Below are 23,901 nucleotides of genomic sequence, written 5' to 3' on the forward strand. Positions count from 1 at the left end.
TCACGGCACAACGGCGCATTGCCCGTCATCGCGGTGACGGGGATGGCGTTCGAGGCGCGCATCGCACGCGGCGACGGCGTCGAGGCCGTATTCGCCGCGCGGGCCGACCGGCTCGAGCGCGCGCTGGCCGACGCGACCGCGCGCGGTTGCGCGGGCATCGTGAGCTTCGGCACCGCGGGCGGGCTCGCGCCCGACCTGGCGCCCGGCGCGCTCGTGATCGCGACCGCGATCGACGGGCCGTTCGGCCGCGTCGAGACCGATGCGGGCTGGAGTACGCGGCTCGTCGCGGCGCTGCACGACACGCCGGTTTGGGCGCGCGTCACGCGCGGCACGATCGCGGCGGTCGGTGCGCCGGTCGTCAGCGAACAGGAAAAGGCGTCGCTGCACCACGCGAAGGGCGCGCTCGCCGTCGACATGGAGTCGCATATCGCGGCGGCCTTCGCGGCTGCGCGCGGCGTGCCGTTCGCGGTGTGCCGCGCGATCGTCGATCCGGCGTGGCGCACGTTGCCGCGCGCGGCAACGGCCGGCCTGCGCGACGACGGCAGCACGGCGATCCTGCCGATTCTGCGCGAATTGCTGAAGCAGCCGTCGCAGCTCGGCCCGCTGCTGCAGGTCGCGAGCGATGCGCGCGCGGCGCGCACGACGCTGATCCAGGCACGGCACGCATTCGAGCGTACGGGCGCGATGCGGATCGTCTGAGCGGCACGCGCCGCGTTTCTCACCCTCCTCTTCCCGGTTTCCCGTTTCTCGCGGACAAAAAAAGAGCGCTGCACGATGCAGCGCTCTTTGTCTTGTGCGGCGGTCGCCGGTGCGGCGTTACTGCGCGGCCGGACTGCTCGCAGGCGTTGCCGGCCCGGCCGGCGTGACGTCAGCAGCCGGCACCGTCGCCGGGCCCGACGATGCCGGCGCCGGTGCCGCGGCAGGCGTACTCGCGGGCATCGCATTGTCCGCACCCGGATCGTCGTACTGCGGCAATCCCGGCGCGGCCGGCGCGTTGTTCGGCGTGGCGCCCGATGCGCCGCCCGACTCGCCCGGATCCTCGTAGTTCGGCAGCCCCGGCACGGCCGGCGTCGCGGCCGGCGCGGCGCCCGATTCGCCCGGCTCGCTGTAGTTCGGCAGCGCGGTCGACGACGACTGGCTGCGATACGTCAGCGACTTGCGCTGCTGCAGGTACGCGTCGCGCACGAACGAATACGGATCGAGCGCGGCCTGCTTCAGCAGGTCGGTCGCGCCGAGCAGGTCCGAACGCGCGCTGATGAATTGCGCGATGTACATCGGATTGCGCGCGGCCGGCTCGATGTAGTTGAGCAGGTTGAAGCGCACGTCCACCGCGCGGCCGACGCCGTCGCGGACCGTGCTCGGCCCGAACACGGGCAACACGAGGTACGGGCCGGACGGCACGCCCCAGCGCGCGAGCGTCAGGCCGAAATCCTGGTGATGCTTCGGCAGCCCGGCCGGCGTCGCGATGTCGATCAGGCCGGCGACGCCGAACAGCGAGTTCATCGCCACGCGCATCAGATCCTGCGTCGCATCGGTGATGCGCAACTGCAGCAGGTTGTTTGCCATGTTGCCGAGATCGCCGAGGTTCGAGAAGAAGTTGCTGATCGCGGTGCGCACGGGCGTCGGCGTGATCTTCTGGTAACCCTTCGCGATCGGCACCGCGATGTTCGAATCGACGGCGTCGTTGATCTTGTACATCGTCCGGTTCATCGGCTCGAGCGGGTCGTTCGGATTGCGGTTCGGTCCCGTCGCGCAGCCGGTCAGCATTGCGCTGGCGGCGACGGTCGCCGCAATGATTCGCACCTTATTCATTGATTCCTTGCAATTGGTTCTTGGCGCGTCTGACGCGCGGTTTGCCCATCAGGACGGGCTGGAACACCACGGCGCCGATCAGCGTGCAGGTCAGTGCCAGCGCGAGCAGCTTGCCCATGCTCGACGTGCCCGGGTGGTGCGACAGCCACAGGCTGCCGAATGCGGTCGCCGTCGTCGCGGCGCTGAACAGCACCGCGTGCGTGAGGCTCGAATGCAGCAACCCCGTCTGCCCCGCGCGCCACGCCATCACGAAATACACCTTGAACGCGACGCCGACGCCGAGCATCAGCGGCAGCGCGATGATGTTCGCGAAGTTCAGCGGCATGCCGAGCACGACGCACATCTCGAGCGTCACGACGCCCGACACGAGCAGCGGCACCAGCGTGCGCAGCACGTCGCCGAAGCGGCGCAGCGTGAGCCACAGCAGGATCGTGATCGAAATGATCGACCACAGCGCCGCGTGCAGGAACGCGTTGATGATCGTGTCGGCCGAATGCAGGATCGAGATCGGCCCGCCGGTCGTGCCCGGTTCCGCGGCCTTCACGGTCTGCGCGAAACGGCGCAGCATCGTGTCGTCGTTCGGGTCGACGCCCTTCGGCACCTTCGGCGAGATCTGCACGAGCGCGTGGCCGTCCGGCGCGACCCAGTCGCGCACGAGTTGCGGCGGCAGCGATTCGCGCGTGATGTCCTGCGGCTGGAGCAGCGCCGCGAGCTGGCCGAGCGCCATGCGCAGCGTATCGGAGAACGCGCGCTCGGCGCGGTCGCGCGTCGCGCTGTCGGCGGCGGCGAGCTTCGCGAGCGACGCGGACAGGTGTTGCGCGGCAGCCGCGCCCGGGCCCGGGTGATCTTCCGCCGCGTAGCCGAGCAGGTCCGACACGCGCTTGAGCGCGGCGACGCGCTGCGCGTCGGTCGCAGGCGGCGCGGCCGGCTGCGTCAGCGCGGGCAGCAGGTCGCTCGCGGCCGCGGCGATCGCCGCGCGCTTGGCCGGCTGGTCGGCGGGGATGAAGGTCGACAGCGTGGTCGTGCGGCCGACTTCCGGCAGCGCGTCGAGACGCTTCGCGGCCGCATCGGCGTCGGCGAGCGACGGCGCGAGCAGCGTGACGTCGTTGACGGCCGCTTCGGGCGAATCCTTCAGCGCGAGCAGCGTCGCCATCGATTCGCTGTGCGGATCCTTCAGGTGCAGCGGGTTGAAGTCGAAGCGCAGGAACGCGAGCAGCGGCAGCGCGCCGATCACGACCACGAGCGTGCCGATCAGGATCGGCTTGCGATGACGATCGAGGAAATCGTCGACCGGCGCGAGCCACGGGAAGCCCGGCGTCTTCGATTCGCCCGGCGGCGCGAACAGGCGCAGCAGCGCGGGCAGCAGCGTAAGCGTGGTCAGCAGCGCGACGAACATCCCGACGCCCGCGATCAGGCCGAGCTCGGACACGCCGCGATAGGCGGTGGGGATGAACGAGAAGAAGCTCGCCGCGACGGCCGCGGTGGCCAGTGCGAGCGGCATGCCCATCGAGTGCGCGGCGCCGATCAACGCGTGATCGATGCGCGGATCGCGGAAGCGTTCCTCGCGGTACTTCACGCCGTACTGGATCGAGAAGTCGACGCCGAGGCCGACGAACAGCACCATGAACGCGACCGAGATCATGTTCAGCGAGCCGACCATCGCGAGGCCGAGCGCGGCGGTCACGACGAGGCCGACGAACAGCGTGACGAGCACCGAGCCGATCATCCGCTTCGAGCGCAGCGCAAGCCACAGGATGACGAGCACGGCGAGCAGCGTGAGCGCGCCGTTGAGCGCCGCGCCGTCCTCGACCGATGCGAATTCGTCGTCGGCGAGCGGCTGTTCGCCGGTCAGGCGCACGGCCGCGCCGTATCGCTTCTCGAGGTCGAGCGAACGGGCAGCGTCGCGGATCACCTGGCTGGTTTCCGCACCGGCCTTCAGCGCGCCGTAGTTGACCACGGGCTGCACGGTGACGAATGCGCGCGCGGGCTGCCGCGCGGCGTCGCTGTCGACCAGCGCGCGCCATGAGAACGCGGCCGGCTTGCCGGCCAGCACGTCGTCGACCGTCGCGGCACTGCGTGCGAGCAGCTTCGCCATCGCGGGCAGTTTCACCTGGCCGGTCAGGAGCGGCTGGCCGAGCGTGGTGGCCAGCGTCGTCGCGAGCCCGGTCAGGCTCGGGTTCTTCGCGAGTTCGTTGACGAGCGGGCGCGCGCTCGCGAGCTGAGACGTCGTATCGGAGACTTCCTGCGGCGACAGGAACAGCAGCCCGTTGTGCTCGAAGAACGGCCCGCCGCCGGGTTCGGCGACCTGGCCGATGCGGCCGGCTTCGGCCTGCTTCTGCAGCGCTTCGGTCAGCGCCTGCGCGGCGGCATTCGCGAATTCGGGCGCGGGCGCTTCGACGACCGCGAGGATCGTGCCGTTGCGTTGCGGGAACGCTTTGTCGACGGCCTGGCCGAGCGCGGCCCATTGCGGTTCCGCATCGACGAGCTTGCTGATGTCGGTGTTGATCTTGAAATGCTGCGCGACGTAGACACCGCTGAGGGCAGCGATGACGAGCGACAGGACGACGACCCAGACGGGGCGGCGCACCGACCACGCAACGAGTCGGACGATGAGAGATGTCACCATGTGGCGGTGGGGAGCGGCTGGCAAGGGCAAAGTAGCCAAGTATACCGGCGCGGCGTGGCGACGGACGTGACGTTGCGGGTTTCGGGGCGGGAAGGAGATTTGTTCGCGGCGGCGGAATCGATGCCGGCGGCTGGTTGTTTTGTAAGGGGATACTTACATAATCGGCGCCGCGCTGCCTTGCCGCGACGCCGCGCGCACCTGTGACAAACGAAGCTGAAAGGTAACAGTCGGTCACGGCGCGGCAACCGGGCGTCAGCCCCGGTATACTTTGCCCCACCGGCCGATGCAAAGAGCCGGTCGTTTTTTCCCATTGAGTGCGATATCGATATCCGTATGAAACGTCATCTGTTTGCTTTCGTCGCGGCCGCCGCCGTGTCGGTTTCCGCTTTCGCGCAGAGCGCGCCGGTCGATATCGTCCGCAATGCGGTCGAGGGCACCGTCACCGCGATGAAGGCCGATCCGGCCGCCCGCGGCGGTGACATGGCGAAGGTCACGCAGGTCGTCGAGCAGCGCTTCCTGCCCGCGACCAACTTCGAGCGCACGACCCGCATCGCCGTCGGCGACGCGTGGAAGCAGGCGACGCCGGACCAGCAACAGGAGCTGTACAAGCAGTTCAAGCTGCTGATGACGCGCACCTATGCCGCGTCGCTCGCGCAGCTCGGCGGCCAGGACGCGAAGTTCTCGTTCAAGGCCGGCGGCGCGTCGGGCGCCGACGCGCTCGTGCAGTCGACGGTGACGACGCCGGGCGACAGCCAGTCGGTCGGCTATCGTCTCGGCAAGGTCGGCAACGACTGGAAGATCTACGACATCGACATGTCGGGCGCGTGGCTGATCCAGGTCTACCAGGGCCAGTTCAAGAGCCAGCTCGCGTCGGGCGGGATCGCCGGGCTGATCGCGTATCTGCAGAAGCACAATTCGCGGACGAACTGACGGCCGCCGCGCGGTCCGCAGTCCGGATGCATGAAGGGCGCCCTCGGGCGCCCTTGTTCGTTGCGGGCCGCGCGTGCGGCACCCGCCCGTCGCGCATTATTCGCCGGCGCCGAGCATCCGCAGGCAATCGCCGACGACGGCGTCGTGCATGACGTCTTCGCAGCCGGAAGATGCTGCGTGCAGGCCGGCTGGTCGAGTCTTCCGCAGCGGATCGCCGCGTCGGGCGTGCCTACCGCCGCCGATGCTCGACCGCGAACTTGATCAGTTCGGCCTGCCCTTCGATCTCGAGCTTGCGCTTCAAATTGAGCCGGTGCGTTTCGACCGTGCGCACCGACAGCCCCGTCTGCTGCGCGATCTGCTTGCTCGACAACCCTTCGGCCAGCGCGTCGAGGATGTCGCGTTCGCGCGGCGTCAGCCGATCGAGCGGCGACGCGGTCGCGCTCGCATGGATCATCCGCGCGGCGAGCCCTTCGCTGAAGAACGTCTGCCCGGCCAGCACCGCGCCGATCGCGCGGACGATCTCGCTCGCGGGCGAATCCTTCAGCAGGTAGCCGCTCGCGCCCGCCCGCACGGCCTGCGTCACGTATTCGATGTTGTCGTGCATCGACAGCATCAGCACGCGGATGCCGGGAAAACGCTCGTGGAACACGCCCGACAGCGCGATGCCGTTCATCCCGTTCATGCCGACGTCCATCAGTGCGAGATCGGGTTCGAGCGACGCGGCGAGCGCGAGCGCCTCGTCGGCGTTGCCGGCCTCGCCGACCACGGACAGGTCGGCTGCTTCGAGCCGCATCCGCAAGCCGTCGCGCACGAGCGGGTGATCGTCGACGAGCAGCAATCGGGCGGCGGGCCGGGCAGTGTCGGGGGCGCTCATGCGTGACAGGTCTCCTGTTATGGGGGGTGTTTTCACGCGGCGCTGCGTAGCGGCACGCGTGCGGCGACGATCGTGTGGCCGACCTGCGACGAGATCGTCAGCATGCCGCCGAGCGCGTCGAGGCGCTCGCGCATGTTGCGCAGGCCGATGCCGCGGCGCGCGTCGGCCTGCGAGCGTTCGGCGTCGAAGCCGCAGCCGTTGTCGGCGATGGTCAGCGTGACGGAGTGCGCGCCGACGTCGAGCGTGACGGCTGCGCGCGTCGCCTGCGCATGATGCACGATGTTGCTGAGCGCCTCCTGCGCGATCCGGAACAGCGCGGTGTTGACAGCCTCGGGCAGCGGCCGCGTGCCGCTGTGCGCGACCTGCGTATAGCCGATGTCGATGCCGCTTTCGGCGCCGAGCTCGCGGACGAGCTGCTCGAGCGCGGCCGCGAGACCGAGATCGTCGAGCATCGACGGACGCAGCGCATGCGAGATGCGCCGCACTTCGCGCAGCGTGTCGCCGAGCCGCCCGACGCCCGATACGAGCGCCTGTTCGGCCTCGGGCACGCGCGACGCGCCGCGTTCGAAACGCGCGAGCGCGGATTCGAGCATCAGCTTCGCGGACACCATCATCTGGCTGATCCCGTCGTGCAGTTCGCGCGACAGCCGCGCGCGCTCCTGCTCCTGCGATTCGACGACGCGCTGCGCGAGCAGCTTGAGCTTCGCGTCGGCGCTGCGCGACTCGCTGACGTTCAGCACCAGCGCGCACACGGCGATCGCCGCCGCGCCCGTGAGCGCGATCGCGGTGAGCCAGCTCATCGTGCGCTCGATGTTCGCGGACGCGCGCGCGTCGATGCGCTGCAGCGCGGTGTCGACGTCGTCGAGATAGATGCCCGTGCCGACCATCCAGCCCCAGCGTTCGAGTGCGACCACGTAGCCGAGCTTCGGCGCGACGCGGCCCGTCGACGGCCGCTGCCATGCGTAGCGCACGTAGCCGCCGCCGTGCGATGCCGCGCCGATCAGCTTCTGGATCGTCAGCGCACCCTGCGGGTCGCGCATCGACCAGAAGTTGTGACCGACGCGTTCGGGCTCGCGCGGGTGCATCAGCGCATTGCCGTGCAGGTCGTACACGAAGAAATAGCCGTCGGGCCCGAAATCCATCTTCTGCAGCATCGCGAGCGCCTGCGTGCGCAGCAGCGCGTCGTCGCGCGCATTGCGGCCGCTCGCGTCGTAGAGCGGCATGATCGCGCTCGTCGCGAGCTCGACGTAGTGCTTCAGCTCGACTTCCTTGCTCGACAGGTACGCGGCCTGGATCGTCGCGTGCTGCGTGCGCGCGAGCGACGTCGCCTGCTGGCGCACGCCGAAGCCGATGCCGGCGATCGCGAGCAGGAACGGCACGATGGCCAGAAGGAAGATCTTTGCCTTGAGTCTCATGGTGGTGCGAAGCGGCCGCGAACCGGTGCGGCCGGCGAGGTGCGGCCGGCCAGGTGCGTCAGCCGCGCGGCGGCGTATCGAACCGACATTGTCGGCGATTTTGCACGCGGGCGGCTGCGACCGGGCGGCCGCCCCGCCGCTCAGGCCCGTCGCGACTCGAGATCGTCGGAGGGCGCGGGCGTCAGCACGACGATGCGGTTGCGCCCGCCTTCCTTCGCGCGATACAGCGCATCGTCGGCGAGCTTCAGCGCGGCCTGCATGTCGTCGTCGTGTTCGGGATAGCTCGTCGTCACGCCGACGCTCACCGTCAGGCGGCCGCTCATGCCGGCGTCGTGCCGGATGCCGAGATCGAGGATGCCCGTGCGGATCGTCTCGGCGATCGTCACCGCGCCGTCAGTGTCGACGTCGGGCAGCACGACGACGAACTCCTCGCCGCCGTAGCGCGCCGCATAGTCGGCCGGGCGGCGCAGGCAGCCGGCGATGCAATGGCCGACCGCGGCGAGCGCGTCGTCGCCGGCCTGGTGGCCCTGTGTGTCGTTGTAGCGCTTGAAGTAATCGACGTCGATGAACAGCAGCGACAGCGCATGCTGCGAGCGCGCGGCGCGGCGCCATTCGCGCGCGAGCGTGACGTCGAGCATCCGGCGGTTGTCGAGGCCGGTGAGGCCGTCGGTGCGCGCGAGCGCCTGCAGTTCGGTTTCCGCGCGGTGGCGCTTGCGCAGCTGCACGTCGAGCAGCAGCGACAGGCCGACGAAGCCGATCGCGAGCGCGCACATCGCGGAGCCGATCGGAATCGCGCGGTCGTACCACGCGGCGTAGGTGTCCGCTTCCGACCGCGCGACCATGATGATGAGCGGCAGGTGATCGAGGTGCCGGAACACGTACAGGCGCCGCACGCCGTCGATCGACGCGGTGTCGGCGAAGCTGCCTTCGCTGGCGGTCATGAAATGCCGGAACGTGCTGGCGCGACTGATGTCGCGGCCGACGATCTTCGGGTCGTACGGTTCGCGCGCGAGCATCAGGCCGCTCGTGTTGATCAGCGCGACCGAGCCGCGGTCGCCGAGCGACAGGCGCGAGAACAGGTTCTGGAAATATTCGAGCCGGATCGACATCACCGCGACGCCGCCGAACGATCCGTCGGGCTTCGTGATCCGCCGGCTGAGCGCGATGCTCGGCGAGCCGCCGCGCAGCCGCGAATGGTACGGGTTGCTGACGTACAGGCCGACGTCGGGGCGGTCGCGGTGGACGGTGAAGTACGGTTCGTTGCCGAAGTTGGCCTTGCGCGGTATGTCGCTCATGCCGTCGACCGCGATGTCGCCTTTGGCGTCGAGCACGTAGATGCCGCCGAGGTACTTGGCCGTCGTCGCGCGGTCGAACAGCACCTGGCGGCGCAGCGACATCGGCAGCGCGACGACCGCCGGGTCGTTCTCGCCTTCGACGACGGCCTGCAGCGACAGCGAATAGATCTCGATGTTGCGCTCGATGTCCCACGACGCCATCAGCGCGAGGTTCTGCTGCATCGTGCGCGAGCGGTCGCGCGCGTCGATGCGGCCTTCGTACAGCAGGATCCCGCACAGGAGCAGCAGGAGCAGCGCGATCAGCAGCCCCGTATAGAAGATCAGGTGCGGCAGCAGGAACCGGCGCAAATGAGCGGCGACACGGCTTGTCCGGCCGGATTCGCTGGGCATTGCGTAGTCGGTTTCTGCCATGGTCCGTGGATCGATGGGCATCGTCGCCAGGCGGCGGGCCGATGCGATTGTTCGTATGACGTGTCGGCGGCGATCCGGTGCGCGGCCCTTCCGGCGCCTTCTTCCCGCCCGGCGGAGAAAACGGGCACCGATTATCGATATTCGCGGCCAGATATACCGGTAAATCGTGCATTCATCGGTGACATCTGCCGCGATTCGATGATCCGACGAATCGGGCGGCGCGGATTCAACGGAGTATAACGCGCGCATTCGCGCGCGCGGAAAATGTTGCGACCCGTTGATCCGGATCAAATTACAGTGGAATCCCGGACTTGCAAATATCGGGCAAAGCGTTACTGCGCAAGGCTTTGCCGCATGGCGGGTGCACGCGCGCCGCGTACGGCCGCCGATTCAGGCGGATTAACGGCAGTCGCAGGCGAAACTTGAAAGCGCGCGATATGTGCCGATTATCGGTTCTACGTACGGTTTCAACGGCCGCGCGAACGTAAGAATGAAAACGGGCGGCCATGAAGGCCGCCCGTTTCGTGGAGCCGGCATGCGGGGCGGGCCCGCATGCGCATGCTCAGGCGCCGTGCTGTTGCGCCTTGTACGCGAGCCGGAACCGGTGCAGCAGCGGCTCGGTATAGCCGCTCGGTTGCGACGTACCCTGCAGCGCGAGCGCGCACGCGGCCTTGAACGCGGTCGACTGGTCGTAGCCGGGCGCCATCGGGCGATAGTTCGGGTCGCCGGCGTTCTGCTGGTCGACGACGCGCGCCATCCGCTTGAACACGTCGAGCACGAAGGCCTCGGTGATCACGCCGTGGCGCAGCCAGTTCGCGATGTGCTGGCTCGAAATGCGCAGCGTCGCGCGGTCCTCCATCAGGCCGACGTCGTGGATGTCCGGCACCTTCGAGCAGCCGACGCCCTGTTCGACCCAGCGCACCACGTAGCCGAGGATGCCCTGCGCGTTGTTCTCGACCTCGCTCAGGATCTCGTCTTCGCTCCATTCGGCGCGCTCGACGACCGGCACGGTCAGCAGGCCTTCGAGCAGCGCGTCGCGCTCGCTCGCGTACGGCGTCTTTTCGAGTTCCTGCTGGACGGCCTGCACGTCGACGAGGTGGTAGTGCAGCGCGTGCAGCGTCGCGGCGGTCGGCGACGGCACCCACGCGGTGTTCGCACCCGCGCGCGGATGCGCGATCTTCTGCTCGAGCATCGCGTGCATCAGGTCCGGCATCGCCCACATGCCCTTGCCGATCTGCGCGCGGCCGCGCAGGCCGGCCGACAGGCCAGCGAGCACGTTGTTGCGCTCGTACGACGTGATCCACGCAGACGACTTCATGTCGCCCTTGCGGATCATCGGGCCCGCTTCCATTGCGGTGTGCATCTCGTCGCCGGTGCGGTCGAGGAAGCCGGTGTTGATGAACGCGACCCGCGCGGCGGCCGCCGCGATGCACGCGGCGAGGTTCACGCTGGTGCGGCGCTCCTCGTCCATGATGCCCATCTTCAGCGTGTTGCGCGGCAGGCCGTACAGATCCTCGACGCGCGCGAACAGCGTATCGGCGAACGCGACTTCGACCGGGCCGTGCATCTTCGGCTTCACGATGTAGATCGAACCCGTGCGCGAGTTGCGCTTCGCCTTCAGGTCGTGCAGCGCGCACAGCGTCGTGACGACGCCGTCGAGGATCCCTTCCGGAATCTCGTTGCCGTCGCGGTCGAGCACCGCGCCGTTGGTCATCAGGTGGCCGACGTTGCGCACGAACAGCAGCGAGCGGCCGTGCAGCGACAGCGTGCCGCCGTCGGGCGTCGTGTACTCGCGGTCGGCGTTCAGGCGGCGCGTGAAGCGCTTGCCGCCCTTCGCGACTTCCTCGACCAGCGTGCCCTGCATCAGGCCGAGCCAGTTGCGGTAGAGCTGGACCTTGTCGTCGGCGTCGACCGCCGCGACCGAATCCTCGCAGTCGATGATCGTGCTGACCGCGGCTTCGAGCACGACGTCCTTCACGTTCGCGAGATCGGCACGGCCGATCGGCGTCGACGCATCGATCTGGATCTCGAGGTGCAGGCCGTTGTGCTTCAGCAGGATCGCGGACGGTGCGTCGGCCGCGCCCTGGTAGCCGACGAATTGCGCCGGCTGCGCCAGATGCACGACACCCTTGCCTGTTTCGACGGCGAGCTGGCCGTCCTGCACGCGGTAGCGCAGCGCGTCGCGGTGCGAGCCGCTCGCGAGCGGCGCCGCGTTGTCGAGCACGTCGCGCGCGTAGTCGATCACGCGCTGGCCGCGCGTCGGGTTGTAGGTCGCGGTGCGTTCGGCGCCGCCGTCTTCAGGCAGCGCGTCGGTGCCGTACAGCGCGTCGTACAGGCTGCCCCAGCGGGCGTTCGCGGCGTTCAGCGCGTAGCGCGCGTTCGACAGCGGCACGACGAGCTGCGGGCCGGCCTGCGTGGCGATCTCGCTGTCGACGTTCGCGGTGGCTGCCGCGACGCTCGACGGGACCGGCACGAGGTAGCCGATCTGTTCGAGGAAGGCGCGATACGCGGCGTGGTCGCGTACGGGGCCGGGGTGCGCGCGGTGCCAGGTGTCGAGTTCCTGCTGCAGGCGGTCGCGTTCCGCGAGCAGTTCGCGGTTGCGCGGCGCCAGGTCGTGCACCAGGGCCGAGAACCCGCTCCAGAACGCGGCCTTGTCGATGCCGGTGCCCGGCAGCGCTTCGTTTTCAATGAACTGGCTCAGCGCTGGCGCGACTTGCAGTCCTGCTTGGTCGATCATCGTTAATCCTCCCGGGGAAAAATGCGCGCGGCTTGGCTGGTTATTCCACGACGCTTTGTGCGCCGGCGCGGGCGATCTGCGCGTCCTGTTCGGACTTTACGCCAGACACACCGATCGCGCCCGCAATCCGGCCGCCGACCGTGACCGGCACGCCGCCTTCGAGCAACCCCGTCAGCGGCACGCTGAGAAACGCGGTGCGGCCACCGTTGATCATATCCTCATACGCCTTCGTCTCGCGACGGCCGAGCGCCGCCGCACGCGCCTTGTCCTGCGCGATAGTCGAGCTGGCCGGCGATGCGCCGTTCAGCCGTGCGAACGCGAGCAGGTGGCCGCCGTCGTCGACGACGGCGATCGACACGGCCCAGCCGTGGCGCTCCGCTTCCGCGCGGGCGGCGGCGAGCATGCGGTCGGCATCGGCGAGTTCGAGTTCGGGTTTCGTTTGCATGGATGTCCTCCGGAACCAGGTCAGTTGACGAGCCGGTTGTCGACGAGCTCGATCCAGTGGCGCACGGGCGTGCGGCCCGCGCCGTTCAGGTGAGTCTGGCAGCCGACGGTGGCCGTGACAATCAGGTCCGGCCGCGCGGCTTCGAGCGCGTCGAGCCGGTTGTCGCGCAGTGTCGTCGCGAGTTCGGGCTGCGTCAGCGAATACGTGCCGGCCGAGCCGCAGCACCGGTGGCCGTCGGCGACATTCGTCAGATCGAAGCCGAGCCGCGTCAGGATGCGTTCGACCGCGCCGCCGGGGCGCTGCGCGTGCTGCAGCGTGCACGGGCAGTGGACCGCGACGCGGCGTGGCGTCGCATCGTCCAGCGCGTCGAGCGGCTCGTGCGCTCGATGTTGCGGCTCGAAGGGGGGACGTGAGCGGGCGCCGGATCGTTCGCGCGATGATGCGAATCAAGAAAAGTGCGTTGCCGATGCGGCGCCACAATAGAATATGTCACAATGTGATCTATTAGGCGTGCGCGTCGTCATGACCTGCGCACATCCGCGCAGCACGCGTTTCGAGCCGTCGAGCGTGACGCGCCGCCGATCCTGAAAGGAGGATGCCGCATGTCGATCCCGACGCGTGGTGACGGGCCCGACGCCCGCGCCGTCCAGATTCCGCATGAACGCCGCACCGCGCTGCTGGCGGCGCTCGATGAACTGCTGGAGGCCGAGCGCGCGGGCGCGCGTGTCGCTTCCGAGACGGCGGCCGAGGTGACGGACGACCCCGAACTGCATCGGCTGATCGCACATATCCGCCAGGACGAAGCGCACTGGTGCAGCGTGCTGGTCGACGCGATCCGGTCGCTCGACGCGACGCCGACGCGCGCGACCGGCGCGTTCTACGAAAAGGCGATGGCGATCGACGATCTGGCGGAGCGCATGGCGTTCCTGAGCCGCGGCCAGCGCTGGGTCGTCCGCAAGTTGCAGACGCTGCTGCCGACGCTCGCGGATCCGGACATCCACCACGCGCTGTCGCTGATGCTGGTCGCGCACGAGAAGAACATCGGCGCAGTGGATGCGCGGTTGCGCGACGGGGAGTCGGGCAGCGTGTAGTGGCGGCCGCCCGAAAAACGGGTGCTTCGCGGAATGGCGGGGAACGCGGGCAAAGGGGCGGCGGCCGGCCACGAAGCGTCACTCGCCAAGTGCGCCGCCTGACCGCGCCGACATCCGGCCCGTCCTGCAAACAAACGTTCGATTGGCGAAAGCGAACGTTGCGTCACTGACCATCCCCGTCATCCGCAACGCTCGGATTACGGTTGTAAGAACCGGTTTCGATTCGATTCAATTCAACGATCTGTTTACTGCACGCGATTCTAAGATGTCCGGCCAGTATCAAATGCAAATCGCTATGCCTATACTGGATTGATCCGACGAAATCCGGAGGGGAAACGATGAGCATCGCCGCATCCGCAAACGAGCCGGCCGCCGCCATTCAGTTCATCACCAGGGTCTACGCCAGGCTGCTGCTCGCCGGCTTCGCTTTGGTGCCGGCATTTCTGATCGCGTACCTCTATTTCTTTCAGGACCCCTCGCTGAAATTCGAGAATCACGCATTCCACGAGTTGGCGATCGCAGCCGCGACGCTCGAAGGAGTGTTCGTCACCTACGTGTGCTGGCGTTGTTATCGCTTGTCGGGAGAGCCGCTGTTGCGTTGGCTGACGCTCGGCTTTCTGGGCTTTTCGCTGATCTACGCATTGCACGGCGCCTTCACCGGCATGGCGCACCACAATATCTGGCTGTTCCTGTTGTATGGACCGGCGTCGCGCCTCGTCATGTCGATCTTGATCTTTGTAGGACAGCTCTCGTACAGTCGGTCGGCGGACAGCGAGGCGTTCCGCGTCGATCGTCGGGCGTGGGTGCCGTGGGTCGTCCTGTTCGTGCTGATCGATGTGCTGGTGGCCTGGGTCGCGTACTCGCCATTTGCCGGCAGTCCGTGGGTTCGCCTGTCGATGGAAGGCGGTGCACTCGCCTTTTCGACCATCAACGTCATCGCGCTGGTGGTGCGGCGCATCCGCACCCCGCTCATGCTGATCTACGGCATCTCGGTTTCGTCGTTCGCGCTCTCGTCGCTTGCGTTCATCCTCGGCCGCCCGTGGAACCATATGTGGTGGCTCGCGCATGTGATCTTCGCCAGCGGGTTTTTCCTGCTGAGTTACGGTGTCGTGCAAGCATTTCACACAACGCGCTCGTTCTCGACCATCTATAGCCAGGAAGAGCTGTTTGCCCGCTTGCGCGAAGCGATGGCCCGCACGGAACGTGCGTTGCAGGAACTGCAGCGAACCAACGAGAAACTCGAATACATGGCCTCAACCGATCCGTTGACCGGCGCGGCCAACCGGCGGCGGTTCATCGAACGCGTCGAGGCGGAAATTGCCCGCGCGAGACGTAACGGCGCACCGTTCTCGCTGCTTTCACTCGACCTCGACCACTTCAAGGCAATCAACGATAGCTATGGGCATCAGACGGGCGACCAGGTCCTGCAACGCTTCGTCAAGAAATGCCTCGACGCGATCCGCCCGTACGACGGCGTGGCGCGGGTGGGCGGCGAAGAATTCATGGTCTTGTTGCCGCAGGCCGCCCTGGATACTGCCCGCTCGGTCGGCGAGCGCATTCGCGCAGCGATTGCCGGCACGCCATTCGAGAATGGCGATGGCAAACCGATCGAGGTCACGGTGAGCGTCGGCATATCGGAGTTTGGCCGTGACGGGGAGACGATCGACGCGATTCTGCGCAAGGCGGACGAGCGCTTGTATCAGGCAAAGCATCAGGGGCGAAACCGCGTGATTGCCGCGTAGCGAACCGGGAGCGGGGGCTCGAACGACGCTGAGCCTGCGCGCGGGCCGCTCCCGGCCAGCCATTCGACCGTCGAACACGCGAAAGTTGTCGATTGCGGTCCGGTGTCTCCAATGGCGGGAACGGGCCGTTCGGCGACACCCACGGAATGACGCGTGCCTACAGTCAATCGCCGCCGAGTTTCAACGATCGAAACACCATGCAACCGGCCCCAAGCGCAATCAGCGCCAGTGCGATGGCAAATGCCGTGGCACCGGCCGCCAGGCCAAAGAAGTCGATCGCGTAGCCGGTCATGACGGGCAGCAGCCCCGCCGGCAGGTAACCGCCGATATTCATGACGGCAATGGCTTCGGCCCTGCGCGTGTCCGGCACATGCAGGCCGATGAGCGTCAAGCCGCCCAACTGCCCAAGGCCCTGCGCTACCCCCGCGAACAGCGCGGCGGCCACCAGAACGGGTGCCGACAGCATATGCACCGCGCCACACAGTGCACCCATCGACAGCATGGTCGCCGCCGTACCTGCCATGAACAACGCACGTACCGACCAGTGCCGCACGGCGAACTGAACGCCCGTTGCAGCGAGAAACATCGTGCATGCCATGCCGCCGGCGAGCAACGGGCTGCGAACCTCGAGCAGACGGGCGAGTAACGAAGGCCCCAACGCAAGCACGAACGATGTTGCCGTAATGCCGGGCCCGAACACGCCGATACCGGCCGCGACGTGCCGTCGATTCGTCGCCGGGACCGACGGCAGATGCAGACGCGCGACATTGCCGGTTGCCGTTGCCGGCCGGCCAAGGGGCAACCGCCACGCAATGACGAGCGCACTCAGCAGCACGAGGAACTCGATACCGAACACCAGCGCGACCGGATGCGCGACCGTTTGCGCAGCGCCGCCGGCCAGCAACGGCCCGAGGCCCGCGCCGAGAACCATCGCCACCGATGCGAGCAGGGCGGCCTGACGTCGACGCTCACCGCCGCCGAGGTCCGCCACGGACGCCATGCCCGCCGACACGATGACGCCGACCGAGATACCCGTCAGCAGCCGGGCCACGGCAAGCGTTGCAATGGACGTTGCGCTGGCGAACAACGCACATGCGACCAGCGCCACGAGGATCCCCGGCAGAAGAACCGGCTTGCGGCCGTAACGATCCGATAACTGTCCGGCGACCGACAGCGTGGCCAGTAGTCCAAGGATGTAAAGGGCGAAGATGACCGTCAGCGTGCCGGATGAAAAACCGAGCGTGCGCTGCCAGACCACATACAGCGGCGTCGGGGAATTGGACAGCATGAACACGGAGGTGACCGTCCATGCGGCGCGCCACATGTCGGGGGAAATGTGCGCGGACGCGCGGCTGGATTGCACTGCGGCAGTGTCGGACACGATGATCTTCCTTGTACGAGTTTTTTCGTACTATAGCTTAGTTCGAAAAAACTCGTACAGTGATATAGTCGTGAACATGAAACGCACGCCCCACCCCGACCTGGCCGCCGCAGTACCGGCGAACCTTCCCGATCCGCTGCCGGAACCGGCAGTGTCCGATTTGCGCCTGGACGCGATATTCGGCGCACTGGCCGACCCGTTGCGCCTGACGATCGTCCGCCGGTTGTTGCTGGAATCCGAGGCGTACGACCACCCGTGCAGCTGGTTCGGTTTCAATCGTGCGAAATCGTCATTGACCCATCACTTCAAGGCGCTGCGTGAAGCGGGCGTGATTCGCCAGCGTCAATACGGGCTCGAGCGACGCAGCCGCGTGCGAACCGAGGATCTGGATTCGCGATTTCCGGGACTGCTGCAACTGGTGATCGCATGGGAGCCGTCCGGCGACGAACAGGGCTGAGCCGGCCCGTGTCGTCTACGGGCGGATCGATGTCTGCGTCGCACACGTTGCTCGCAGCGTCGGAGCCGGCTCCAGCTAGCCAGCCGGCATTTCGAACGGCCGCTTTCGAGAGGCCCGAGTGTTTCGTCAGGGTCGATCAGCGTCACCCATGGAAATCCGCGCTGCATGAAAAAAGCCCGCCGAAGCGGGCAACCTCACGATGCGGAGGAGGAGATGCGAGTGTGCAGGCGGCGCGCGTTCAGCCTTTCGTCGCGCCGAACGTGAGCCCCGCGACGAAATGCTTCTGCATCGCGAAGAACATCGCGACCGACGGCAGCGCGGCGAGGATCGAGCCGGCTGATACGAGATTCCACGACGTCGTCCATTGCCCCTTCAGCGCCGCGACGCCCGCCGTGATCGGCGCGGCTTCGTCGCCTTGCGTGAGGCACAGCGCCCAGAAGTAGTCGTTCCACACGAACGTGAACACGAGGATCGCGAGCGCCGCGAGCGCGGGCCGGATCAGCGGCAGCACGATCCGCCAGAACACCGTCCATTCGCCCGCGCCCTCGATGCGCGCGGCCTCGATCAGCTCGAACGGCAGCTGCTTGATGAAGTTGCGCAGGAACAGCGTGCAGAAGCCGGTCTGGAACGCGACATGGAACAGGATCAGCGCTTCGACGGTATTGAACACGCCGAGCCGGAGCGACAGGTCGCGCACCGGGATCATCAGCACCTGCACCGGCACGAAGTTGCCGGCGACGAACGTGCCGAACAGCGCGGCATTGCCGCGAAACCGGTAGGTCGCGAGCGCGAAGCCGGCCATCGACGCGAGCGCGATCGAGCCGAGCACGGACGGCACCGTGATCTGCACGCTGTTCCAGAAGTAATGCAGCATCGGCGACGTCGTCAGCGCGTCGCGATAGTTCTCGACCATCGCGAAGTGCCGCGGCCAGCCCCAGTAGTGCCCTTCGACCAGTTCCTCGGTCGAGCGCACCGACGTGACGAACACCGCGATCATCGGCAGCAGCCAGATCAGCAGCGCGACGGGCAGCGACAGCTTGTACAGCCGGCGCGAGACGGGCTTCCATTGGGCAACGGGAGTCGGAAACATGATGGCCACCGGTCAGGTTATTGCTCGTTGCGCAGCATGCGGCGCAACTGGAACACGATGTAGACGAGCATGATCGCGAACAGCACGACCGCGATCGACGCGGAATAGCCGAGCCGGTAGTACTTGATCGCCTGGTCGTACATGTAATACGCGAGCACGGTCGAACTCTCGAACGGGCCGCCGCTCGTCATCACCGAGATCAGGTCGAAGCTGCGCAGCGCGCCGATCACCGTGACGACGATCGCCATGAAGGTGGTCGGCCGCAGTTGCGGCAGCACGACGTGCCACAGCAGCGCGAAGCCGCGCGCGCCTTCCATCCGCGCCGCTTCGATCTGTTCCGGGTTGACCGACGTGAGGCCGGTCAGGTACAGGATCATGCAGTACGCCGTTTGCGGCCACAGCGCGGCGAATACGATGCCGAGCGTCGCGTAGCGCGCATCGCCGAGCACCGGGATGCCGTGCCCGGCGAGCAGCGCGAGCAGCCCGAACGTCGGATCGTAGAACCACGAGAAGATCAGGCCGACGACCACGCCGGACAGCACGAACGGCGCGAAGAACAGCGATTTCACGAGCCGGATGCCGCCGACCGCCTGGTTCAGGTACAGCGCGAGCGCGAGGCCGAGCGGCGGCGCGAGCATGAACAGCGCGAGCCAGATCACGTTGTTGCGCAGCGCGGTGTAGAACGTCGGCGCGTGCAGCAGTTCGACGTAGTTCGCGAGCCCGACGAAGCTGCGCTCGGTCATCCCGTCCCAGTTGTACAGGCTCAGCCACAGCGTCGACAGGATCGGCCAGATCACATAGACGGCAACCATTGCGCAGGCGGGCGCGAGAAAGAGCCACGCGGCGCGCCGTTGCCGCCGCACGGCGGGCGAAGGGCGGCGCGCGGGCAATGCGGCGGCGGGTGCGCCGCGCGGCGGCGGCGCGGCGCCGGCGGGCGGGGTGGACGTGATCGGACTGGACACGGCAAGCCTCCTGTACTGACGCGGCGGCACCGGGCCGCCGTCTGGGTCACGCGGTCACTTCTTGTAGATCCGCTTGCGGGTCTGTTCGAGCTGCGCGAGCACCGTATCGAGCTGCGCGGGATCGGCCAGGAACTGCTGCATGCCCTTCATCCCTTCGTCGGCCATTTCCTTCGTCATGTCGCGGTCGTAGAACTGCGCGACGCCGCCCCTCGTGTCGGCGAGGATCCGGAAGCCGATGCGCGAGATCGGGTCGGCCGGCTCGGGCGACTTGCTGTTGGCCGACAGCGAGCCGAGGCCTTCCGCGAGCTTCGCGCCCATCTCGGGAGTCTCCACGAACGCGAGGAACGTGTGCGCGTCGGCCTTGTTCTTCGCCTTCGCCGGGATGTGCAGCGATTCGACCGGGCCGTCCTCGGCGGTCGGCACCTTCGGGTCGATGATCGGGAAGCGGTAGTAGCCCATTTCCTGTTTCACGTTCGGCGGGAAGCCGGCGGCGATGAAGGTGCCCATCAGCATCATCGCGGCCTTGCCCTGGAACAGGAACGGCTGCGCGCCGTCGAGATCGTAGGACAGCGCGTTGTCGATGAAGTAGCCGGCATCGATCAGCGATTTCCACGTCGTGTAGACCTTCTTCACGCGCGGGTCGGTGTAGGGCACATCGCCGGCCATCAGCTGCTGGTGGAACGCGTTGCCGTTCACGCGCAGGTCGAGATAGTCGAACCAGCCGGCGAGCGTCCACGCGTCGCGGCCGCCGACCGCGACCGGCGTGATGCCGGCCGCCTTCAGCTTCTTGCACGCATCGAGAAACTGGTCCCAGGTCTTCGGCTCGTCGGCGATGCCGACCTTGCGGAACAGGTCCTTGCGGTAGAACAGGCCCCACGAGTAATAGACGGTCGGCGCCGCGTACTGCTTGCCGTTATACGACGATGCGTCGCGCGTCGACGCATACATCGCGCCCCAGCCGTTCTTCGTCCAGTCGCCGCTCAGGTCCTCGAACAGCCCGCGCCTCGCGTAGTACGCCATCCGCTCGCCCGCGTGCCAGTTCACGACGTCGGGCGCGACGGTCGTGAGCCACGCGGGGAGCTGCACCTTGTACGCTTCCTCGTCGACGAAGGTCGCCTTCACGTCGATGTCGGGATGCGCCTTGTGGAACGCGTCGAGCGTCGACTGCCAGACCGCGCGCTGGCTGGCGCCTTTGAACGCGATGTTGATCGTCAGCGTGCCGGCGCTCGCCGGCGCGGCGGCGCCGAACGAAGCGAACGCGATGGCGGCGGCCGCGGCGAGCCGGGCGGCGGCGCGAAGGGGGCGATGTGTCATGGTTGTCTCCATTCCTGTGTGTCGTTGTGCGTGACCGGCGCGTCGCCGCGCCAGTGGCGGGTGCTACGAACGGCTTCGGTACACGGCGACGCCTTGCGGCTCGACCTGCGCGGCGCCGAGCACGAACGCCGACGGCGGCACCGCGTCGATCGTGTGCGGCGTGTCGCCATAGTTGAATACGTAGGTCAGGCCGCCGCGCCGGCTGACGCGCACGCCGTCGCCGAGCGGCGTCGGCACGAGGCCTGCTTCGGCCGCGACATCGGCGAACAGTTGCGCGGTGGTCGCGTCGTCGAACAACGCGGCCCAGTAGTGCAGCGTGCCATGCGACACGCAGGCCGGATGACCGTCGGCGAAGCGCGCACGCACGACGCTGCGCGTGTCGTCGTGCAGCTCGACGAAGTCGCGCCAGTGGCGCGCATCGCCCGCGAGCGGCGAGCCGTCGCGCAGCGTGCCGTCGATCCGCTCGGTCACGTTCGGCCGCAGCGATTCGACACGCCACACGCGGATCGGCAGGATCGATGCGAGCGGGCCGGGCGGCAGCGCCGGCGGAATCTGCAGGTCGACGGTCTTCGAGCCGGTGCGCGGCCCGAACACGGCATGTGCGCCCGATGCGGCGAGCCGTGCCGCGAAATCGTCCGGCACGATCGGCAGCGGCGGCACGACCACGAGCCGGTAGCCGTCGAGCGGCGCATGCACGGAGACCACGTCGACGTCGAGGCCGAGCGAACGCAGCGCCGAGTAGTACTCGAACGCGAAACGCGGGTAGTGGAAATCGGCGCCTTGCGGCTGCACTTCGAACAGCCACTTCGCTTCGTAGTCGTAGATCAGCGCGACCGGCGCGCGCACCGGATCGTCCGCATCCGCGCCGGCGTCGTGCACGGCCGCGATCTCGCGCGCAACGCGTTGCGCCTCGCGGCCGCCTTCGTCGAGCTGGTCGTCCGGCGTGTGCAGGCCCGCATGCATCTGCTCCTGCGCGAACGGCGCCTGCCGCCAGCGGAAGTACGACACGCAGCCGGCGCCGTGCGCGAACGCCTCCCAGCTCCACAGGCGCACCATACCCGGCAGCGGCGCGGGGTTCCAGTGCGCCCAGTTCACGGGCCCCGGCTGCTGTTCCATCACCCAGAACGGCAGCTTCGACATGCCGCGATACACGTCGTGATTGAACGACGCGAAATCGGGATGGCCGGTGCGCAGCCAGCGTGCTTTCACGTCGGGCGCGAACCATTGCTCCTCGAGCGCGCCGAGCGGATAGCTGTCCCACGTCGCGATGTCGAGGTCGCGCGCCACCTCGTAGTGGTCGAACTCGGTGAACAGCTGCATGAAGTTGTGCGCGACCGGTCGCCCCGGCGAGTGCGCGCGGATCACGTCGACCTGCATCCGGTGATAGCGCGCGACCTCGTCCGACGCGAAGCGCCGGTAGTCGAGGCGATGCGAAGGATGGGCCTCGGTCACGGTGCCGACGGGCGCGTCGATCTCGTCGAAATGGCGATACTCCATGCTCCAGAACACGGTGCCCCACGCGCGGTTCAGCGCGTCGATCGTGCCGTAGCGTGCCTTCAGCCATGCACGAAAGCGCACGAGCGCGGCCGGCGAGTAGCTGACGACGGTCTGGTGACAGCCCAGCTCGTTGTCGGTCTGCCAGTAGCGCACGGCCGGGTGGCGGCCGTAGCGTTCGGCGACCGCGGTGCAGATCTGGCGCGACGCTTCGAGATAGGTCGGCGACGAGAAATCGTAGTGGCGGCGCGAACCGAATGCGCGCGGCCGGCCGTCCGCGCCGATCGCGAGGATGTCGGGATGACGGTCGACCAGCCATTTCGGCGGCGTCGCGGTCGGCGTGCACATCACGATCTCGAGGCCGGCCGCGCCGAGCACGTCGACCGCGCGGTCGAGCCAGCCCCAGTCGTATTCGCCCGGCGACGGCTCGATGCGGCTCCATGCGAATTCGGCGATCCGCACCTGCTCGATGCCGAGCGCTTTCATCCGGCGGGCGTCGTTCGCCCACATCGATTCCGGCCAGTGTTCCGGGTAATAGCAGACTCCGAGGCGCATACGCGATCCTTAAGCGTAGTGATGAACGTGGACGTCGGCGCACGCGGGCACCGCGCGGCCGTCTTCGGTGAACAGATGGCAGGCCGCGGCCGGCGCATGCACGTGCACGCGTTCGCCGCTGTGCACCTGCGCGTCGCCGGGCACCTTCGCGATCAGCGGCGCGCCGCCGGGCTGGTCGAGGTGCACGTAGGTCTGTTCGCCCAGGCGTTCGACGAGCGCGACGTCGCGCACGAGCGTCGTCGCGTCGTGCGCGTCGCCGAGCGTCAGGTGCTCGGGGCGAATGCCGAGCGTCACGGTTGCGCCGGCAGCGAGCGCGGAGCCGTCGCGCGGCAGCGTGAAGGTTTCGCCGGAAGGCGCGACGGTGACGGTCGTGCGGCGGGCATCGGAGGCAGTGACGACGGCCGGCAGGAAGTTCATGCGCGGCGAGCCGATGAAGCCGGCGACGAAGCGGCTGGCCGGATGGTGGTAGAGGTCGAGCGGTGCGCCGACCTGCGCGATGCTGCCGTGCTGCGCGGTATCCGCGCCGGCGTGCAGCAGCACGATCCTGTCGGCGAGCGTCATCGCTTCGGTCTGGTCGTGCGTCACGTAGACGACGCTCGCGCGTTCGAACTGCCGGTGCAGCCGCGCGATCTCGATGCGGGTCTGGCCGCGCAGCGCCGCGTCGAGATTCGACAGCGGTTCGTCGAACAGGAACACGCCGGGCTCGCGCACGATCGCGCGGCCGATCGCGACGCGCTGCCGCTGGCCGCCCGACAGCGCCTTCGGCTTGCGATCGAGCAGCGTGTCGAGCTGCAGGATGCGCGCCGCATCGCGCACCTTCCGGTCGATCTCGGCTTTCGGCACGCGTGCGAGCTTCAGCCCGAACGCCATGTTCTCGTAGACCGTCATGTGCGGAAACAGCGCGTAGCTCTGGAACACCATCGCGACGCCGCGCTCGGCGGCCGGAACGTCGTCGACGCGGCGGCCGTCGATCGACAGCTCGCCCGCGCTCAGGTCCTCGAGCCCGGCAATCATGCGCAGCAGCGTCGACTTGCCGCATCCGGACGGCCCGAGGAACACGCAGAACTCGTGCGCGCCGATCTCCAGATCGACGTCGCGAATGACCGGCGCGTGATCGCCATAGGCTTTCTGCACGCGTCGCATCGAGATGCTCGCCATTGTCTCCGCTCCATGTTTTAATGCGCCATCATGTCTGATTAAGCGCTTAATCATCGCGATCAAAAAAAGAGGCGACGCGATCGCGGCCGAGTCGCACCCGATGGTCGGGCGG

Annotated in this window: 17 protein-coding genes and 2 pseudogenes; 5 read left to right on the plus strand and 14 right to left on the minus strand. The window is 67.8% G+C overall.

What is annotated here, in order from left to right; translation table 11 throughout:
- Nucleotides 1-42 precede the first annotated feature (42 nt).
- On the plus strand, nucleotides 43-699 hold the full coding sequence (locus tag ABD05_RS21490; RefSeq protein ID WP_047902112.1) for a phosphorylase: 657 nt from the start codon (nucleotides 43-45) through the stop codon (nucleotides 697-699).
- A gap of 117 nt (nucleotides 700-816) precedes the next feature.
- Here the strand turns inward: ABD05_RS21490 and ABD05_RS21495 are convergent, their stop codons facing one another.
- Entirely contained in the window at nucleotides 817-1,812 is a 996-nt protein-coding gene (locus tag ABD05_RS21495; protein ID WP_047902113.1) for an MlaA family lipoprotein, read from the minus strand.
- Nucleotides 1,805-4,438, minus strand: a complete 2,634-nt coding sequence (hpnN, locus tag ABD05_RS21500) for a hopanoid transporter HpnN (RefSeq protein ID WP_047902114.1) — start codon at nucleotides 4,436-4,438, stop codon at nucleotides 1,805-1,807. The genes ABD05_RS21495 and hpnN overlap by 8 nt, the downstream gene beginning before the upstream one ends.
- A 333-nt stretch (nucleotides 4,439-4,771) precedes the next feature.
- On the opposite strand from hpnN, the gene ABD05_RS21505 reads away from it, so the two are divergent.
- Nucleotides 4,772-5,368 carry an MlaC/ttg2D family ABC transporter substrate-binding protein gene (locus ABD05_RS21505; RefSeq protein WP_047902115.1) on the plus strand — a complete coding sequence of 199 codons (597 nt, stop codon included), beginning with the start codon at nucleotides 4,772-4,774 and terminating at the stop codon, nucleotides 5,366-5,368.
- A gap of 229 nt (nucleotides 5,369-5,597) precedes the next feature.
- Here ABD05_RS21505 and ABD05_RS21510 read toward each other — a convergent pair whose 3' ends face one another.
- The 6 genes and pseudogenes from ABD05_RS21510 to ABD05_RS36490 form a co-directional block, all read right to left on the minus strand.
- Nucleotides 5,598-6,242, minus strand: a complete 645-nt coding sequence (locus tag ABD05_RS21510) for a response regulator (protein ID WP_047902116.1) — start codon at nucleotides 6,240-6,242, stop codon at nucleotides 5,598-5,600.
- 32 nt (nucleotides 6,243-6,274) lie between these two features.
- On the minus strand, nucleotides 6,275-7,657 hold the full coding sequence (locus tag ABD05_RS21515) for a cache domain-containing protein (protein ID WP_047902117.1): 1,383 nt from the start codon (nucleotides 7,655-7,657) through the stop codon (nucleotides 6,275-6,277).
- Nucleotides 7,658-7,797: 140 nt separating this feature from the next.
- Nucleotides 7,798-9,363 carry a sensor domain-containing diguanylate cyclase gene (locus ABD05_RS21520; RefSeq protein ID WP_047902118.1) on the minus strand — a complete coding sequence of 522 codons (1,566 nt, stop codon included), beginning with the start codon at nucleotides 9,361-9,363 and terminating at the stop codon, nucleotides 7,798-7,800.
- A gap of 562 nt (nucleotides 9,364-9,925) precedes the next feature.
- Nucleotides 9,926-12,100, minus strand: a complete 2,175-nt coding sequence (locus tag ABD05_RS21525) for a malate synthase G (RefSeq protein WP_047902119.1) — start codon at nucleotides 12,098-12,100, stop codon at nucleotides 9,926-9,928.
- Between the two features lie 40 nt (nucleotides 12,101-12,140).
- Complete coding sequence (locus ABD05_RS21530; RefSeq protein ID WP_047902120.1) at nucleotides 12,141-12,545, minus strand: GlcG/HbpS family heme-binding protein; 405 nt, start codon at nucleotides 12,543-12,545, stop codon at nucleotides 12,141-12,143.
- Nucleotides 12,546-12,565: 20 nt separating this feature from the next.
- A pseudogene (locus ABD05_RS36490) lies at nucleotides 12,566-12,928 on the minus strand (heterodisulfide reductase-related iron-sulfur binding cluster); the annotation flags it as partial.
- Nucleotides 12,929-13,084: 156 nt separating this feature from the next.
- On the opposite strand from ABD05_RS36490, the pseudogene ABD05_RS21540 reads away from it, so the two are divergent.
- Nucleotides 13,085-13,636 (plus strand): annotated as a pseudogene (locus ABD05_RS21540) (DUF6306 domain-containing protein); the annotation flags it as partial.
- 338 nt (nucleotides 13,637-13,974) lie between these two features.
- Nucleotides 13,975-15,378 (plus strand): GGDEF domain-containing protein, encoded by a 1,404-nt coding sequence (locus tag ABD05_RS21545; protein ID WP_047902123.1) that lies wholly within the window; start codon nucleotides 13,975-13,977, stop codon nucleotides 15,376-15,378.
- A gap of 163 nt (nucleotides 15,379-15,541) precedes the next feature.
- On the opposite strand, the gene ABD05_RS21550 is transcribed toward ABD05_RS21545, so the two are convergent.
- Nucleotides 15,542-16,666, minus strand: a complete 1,125-nt coding sequence (locus ABD05_RS21550) for an MFS transporter (protein ID WP_238594185.1) — start codon at nucleotides 16,664-16,666, stop codon at nucleotides 15,542-15,544.
- Here ABD05_RS21550 and ABD05_RS21555 point away from each other — a divergent pair.
- Nucleotides 16,665-17,216: an ArsR/SmtB family transcription factor gene (locus ABD05_RS21555; protein WP_202967911.1), complete on the plus strand. Its 552-nt coding sequence runs from the start codon at nucleotides 16,665-16,667 to the stop codon at nucleotides 17,214-17,216. The genes ABD05_RS21550 and ABD05_RS21555 overlap by 2 nt on opposite strands.
- A 238-nt stretch (nucleotides 17,217-17,454) precedes the next feature.
- Here ABD05_RS21555 and ABD05_RS21560 read toward each other — a convergent pair whose 3' ends face one another.
- The 5 genes from ABD05_RS21560 to ABD05_RS21580 all read right to left on the minus strand — a co-directional run bounded on the left by ABD05_RS21560 (nucleotide 17,455) and on the right by ABD05_RS21580 (nucleotide 23,789).
- On the minus strand, nucleotides 17,455-18,306 hold the full coding sequence (locus ABD05_RS21560) for a carbohydrate ABC transporter permease (RefSeq protein ID WP_034181814.1): 852 nt from the start codon (nucleotides 18,304-18,306) through the stop codon (nucleotides 17,455-17,457).
- Nucleotides 18,307-18,323: 17 nt separating this feature from the next.
- Entirely contained in the window at nucleotides 18,324-19,268 is a 945-nt protein-coding gene (locus ABD05_RS21565; RefSeq protein ID WP_047902125.1) for a carbohydrate ABC transporter permease, read from the minus strand.
- 54 nt (nucleotides 19,269-19,322) lie between these two features.
- Nucleotides 19,323-20,582, minus strand: a complete 1,260-nt coding sequence (locus ABD05_RS21570; RefSeq protein WP_047902126.1) for an ABC transporter substrate-binding protein — start codon at nucleotides 20,580-20,582, stop codon at nucleotides 19,323-19,325.
- Between the two features lie 63 nt (nucleotides 20,583-20,645).
- Complete coding sequence (locus ABD05_RS21575) at nucleotides 20,646-22,631, minus strand: beta-galactosidase (protein ID WP_047902127.1); 1,986 nt, start codon at nucleotides 22,629-22,631, stop codon at nucleotides 20,646-20,648.
- A 9-nt stretch (nucleotides 22,632-22,640) separates the two neighbouring features.
- Entirely contained in the window at nucleotides 22,641-23,789 is a 1,149-nt protein-coding gene (locus ABD05_RS21580; protein ID WP_047902128.1) for an ABC transporter ATP-binding protein, read from the minus strand.
- Nucleotides 23,790-23,901 lie beyond the last annotated feature (112 nt).

The sequence above is a fragment of the Burkholderia pyrrocinia genome (assembly GCF_001028665.1).
GTDB lineage: Bacteria > Pseudomonadota > Gammaproteobacteria > Burkholderiales > Burkholderiaceae > Burkholderia > Burkholderia pyrrocinia.

Excerpts from the sequence above, each read along its gene's own strand:
- ABD05_RS21505 (WP_047902115.1), top strand. The coding sequence starts at position 4,772 with ATGAAACGTCATCTGTTTGCTTTCGTCGCGGCCGCCGCCGTGTCGGTT.
- ABD05_RS21525 (WP_047902119.1), bottom strand. The coding sequence starts at position 12,100 with ATGATCGACCAAGCAGGACTGCAAGTCGCGCCAGCGCTGAGCCAGTTC.
- ABD05_RS21495 (WP_047902113.1), bottom strand. The coding sequence starts at position 1,812 with ATGAATAAGGTGCGAATCATTGCGGCGACCGTCGCCGCCAGCGCAATG.
- ABD05_RS21575 (WP_047902127.1), bottom strand. The coding sequence starts at position 22,631 with ATGCGCCTCGGAGTCTGCTATTACCCGGAACACTGGCCGGAATCGATG.
- ABD05_RS21545 (WP_047902123.1), top strand. The coding sequence starts at position 13,975 with ATGAGCATCGCCGCATCCGCAAACGAGCCGGCCGCCGCCATTCAGTTC.
- ABD05_RS21520 (WP_047902118.1), bottom strand. The coding sequence starts at position 9,363 with ATGGCAGAAACCGACTACGCAATGCCCAGCGAATCCGGCCGGACAAGC.
- ABD05_RS21530 (WP_047902120.1), bottom strand. The coding sequence starts at position 12,545 with ATGCAAACGAAACCCGAACTCGAACTCGCCGATGCCGACCGCATGCTC.
- ABD05_RS21560 (WP_034181814.1), bottom strand. The coding sequence starts at position 18,306 with ATGTTTCCGACTCCCGTTGCCCAATGGAAGCCCGTCTCGCGCCGGCTG.
- hpnN (WP_047902114.1), bottom strand. The coding sequence starts at position 4,438 with ATGGTGACATCTCTCATCGTCCGACTCGTTGCGTGGTCGGTGCGCCGC.
- ABD05_RS21570 (WP_047902126.1), bottom strand. The coding sequence starts at position 20,582 with ATGACACATCGCCCCCTTCGCGCCGCCGCCCGGCTCGCCGCGGCCGCC.
- ABD05_RS21510 (WP_047902116.1), bottom strand. The coding sequence starts at position 6,242 with ATGAGCGCCCCCGACACTGCCCGGCCCGCCGCCCGATTGCTGCTCGTC.
- ABD05_RS21515 (WP_047902117.1), bottom strand. The coding sequence starts at position 7,657 with ATGAGACTCAAGGCAAAGATCTTCCTTCTGGCCATCGTGCCGTTCCTG.
- ABD05_RS21550 (WP_238594185.1), bottom strand. The coding sequence starts at position 16,666 with ATGCTGTCCAATTCCCCGACGCCGCTGTATGTGGTCTGGCAGCGCACG.
- ABD05_RS21580 (WP_047902128.1), bottom strand. The coding sequence starts at position 23,789 with ATGGCGAGCATCTCGATGCGACGCGTGCAGAAAGCCTATGGCGATCAC.
- ABD05_RS21555 (WP_202967911.1), top strand. The coding sequence starts at position 16,665 with ATGAACACGGAGGTGACCGTCCATGCGGCGCGCCACATGTCGGGGGAA.
- ABD05_RS21490 (WP_047902112.1), top strand. The coding sequence starts at position 43 with ATGGCGTTCGAGGCGCGCATCGCACGCGGCGACGGCGTCGAGGCCGTA.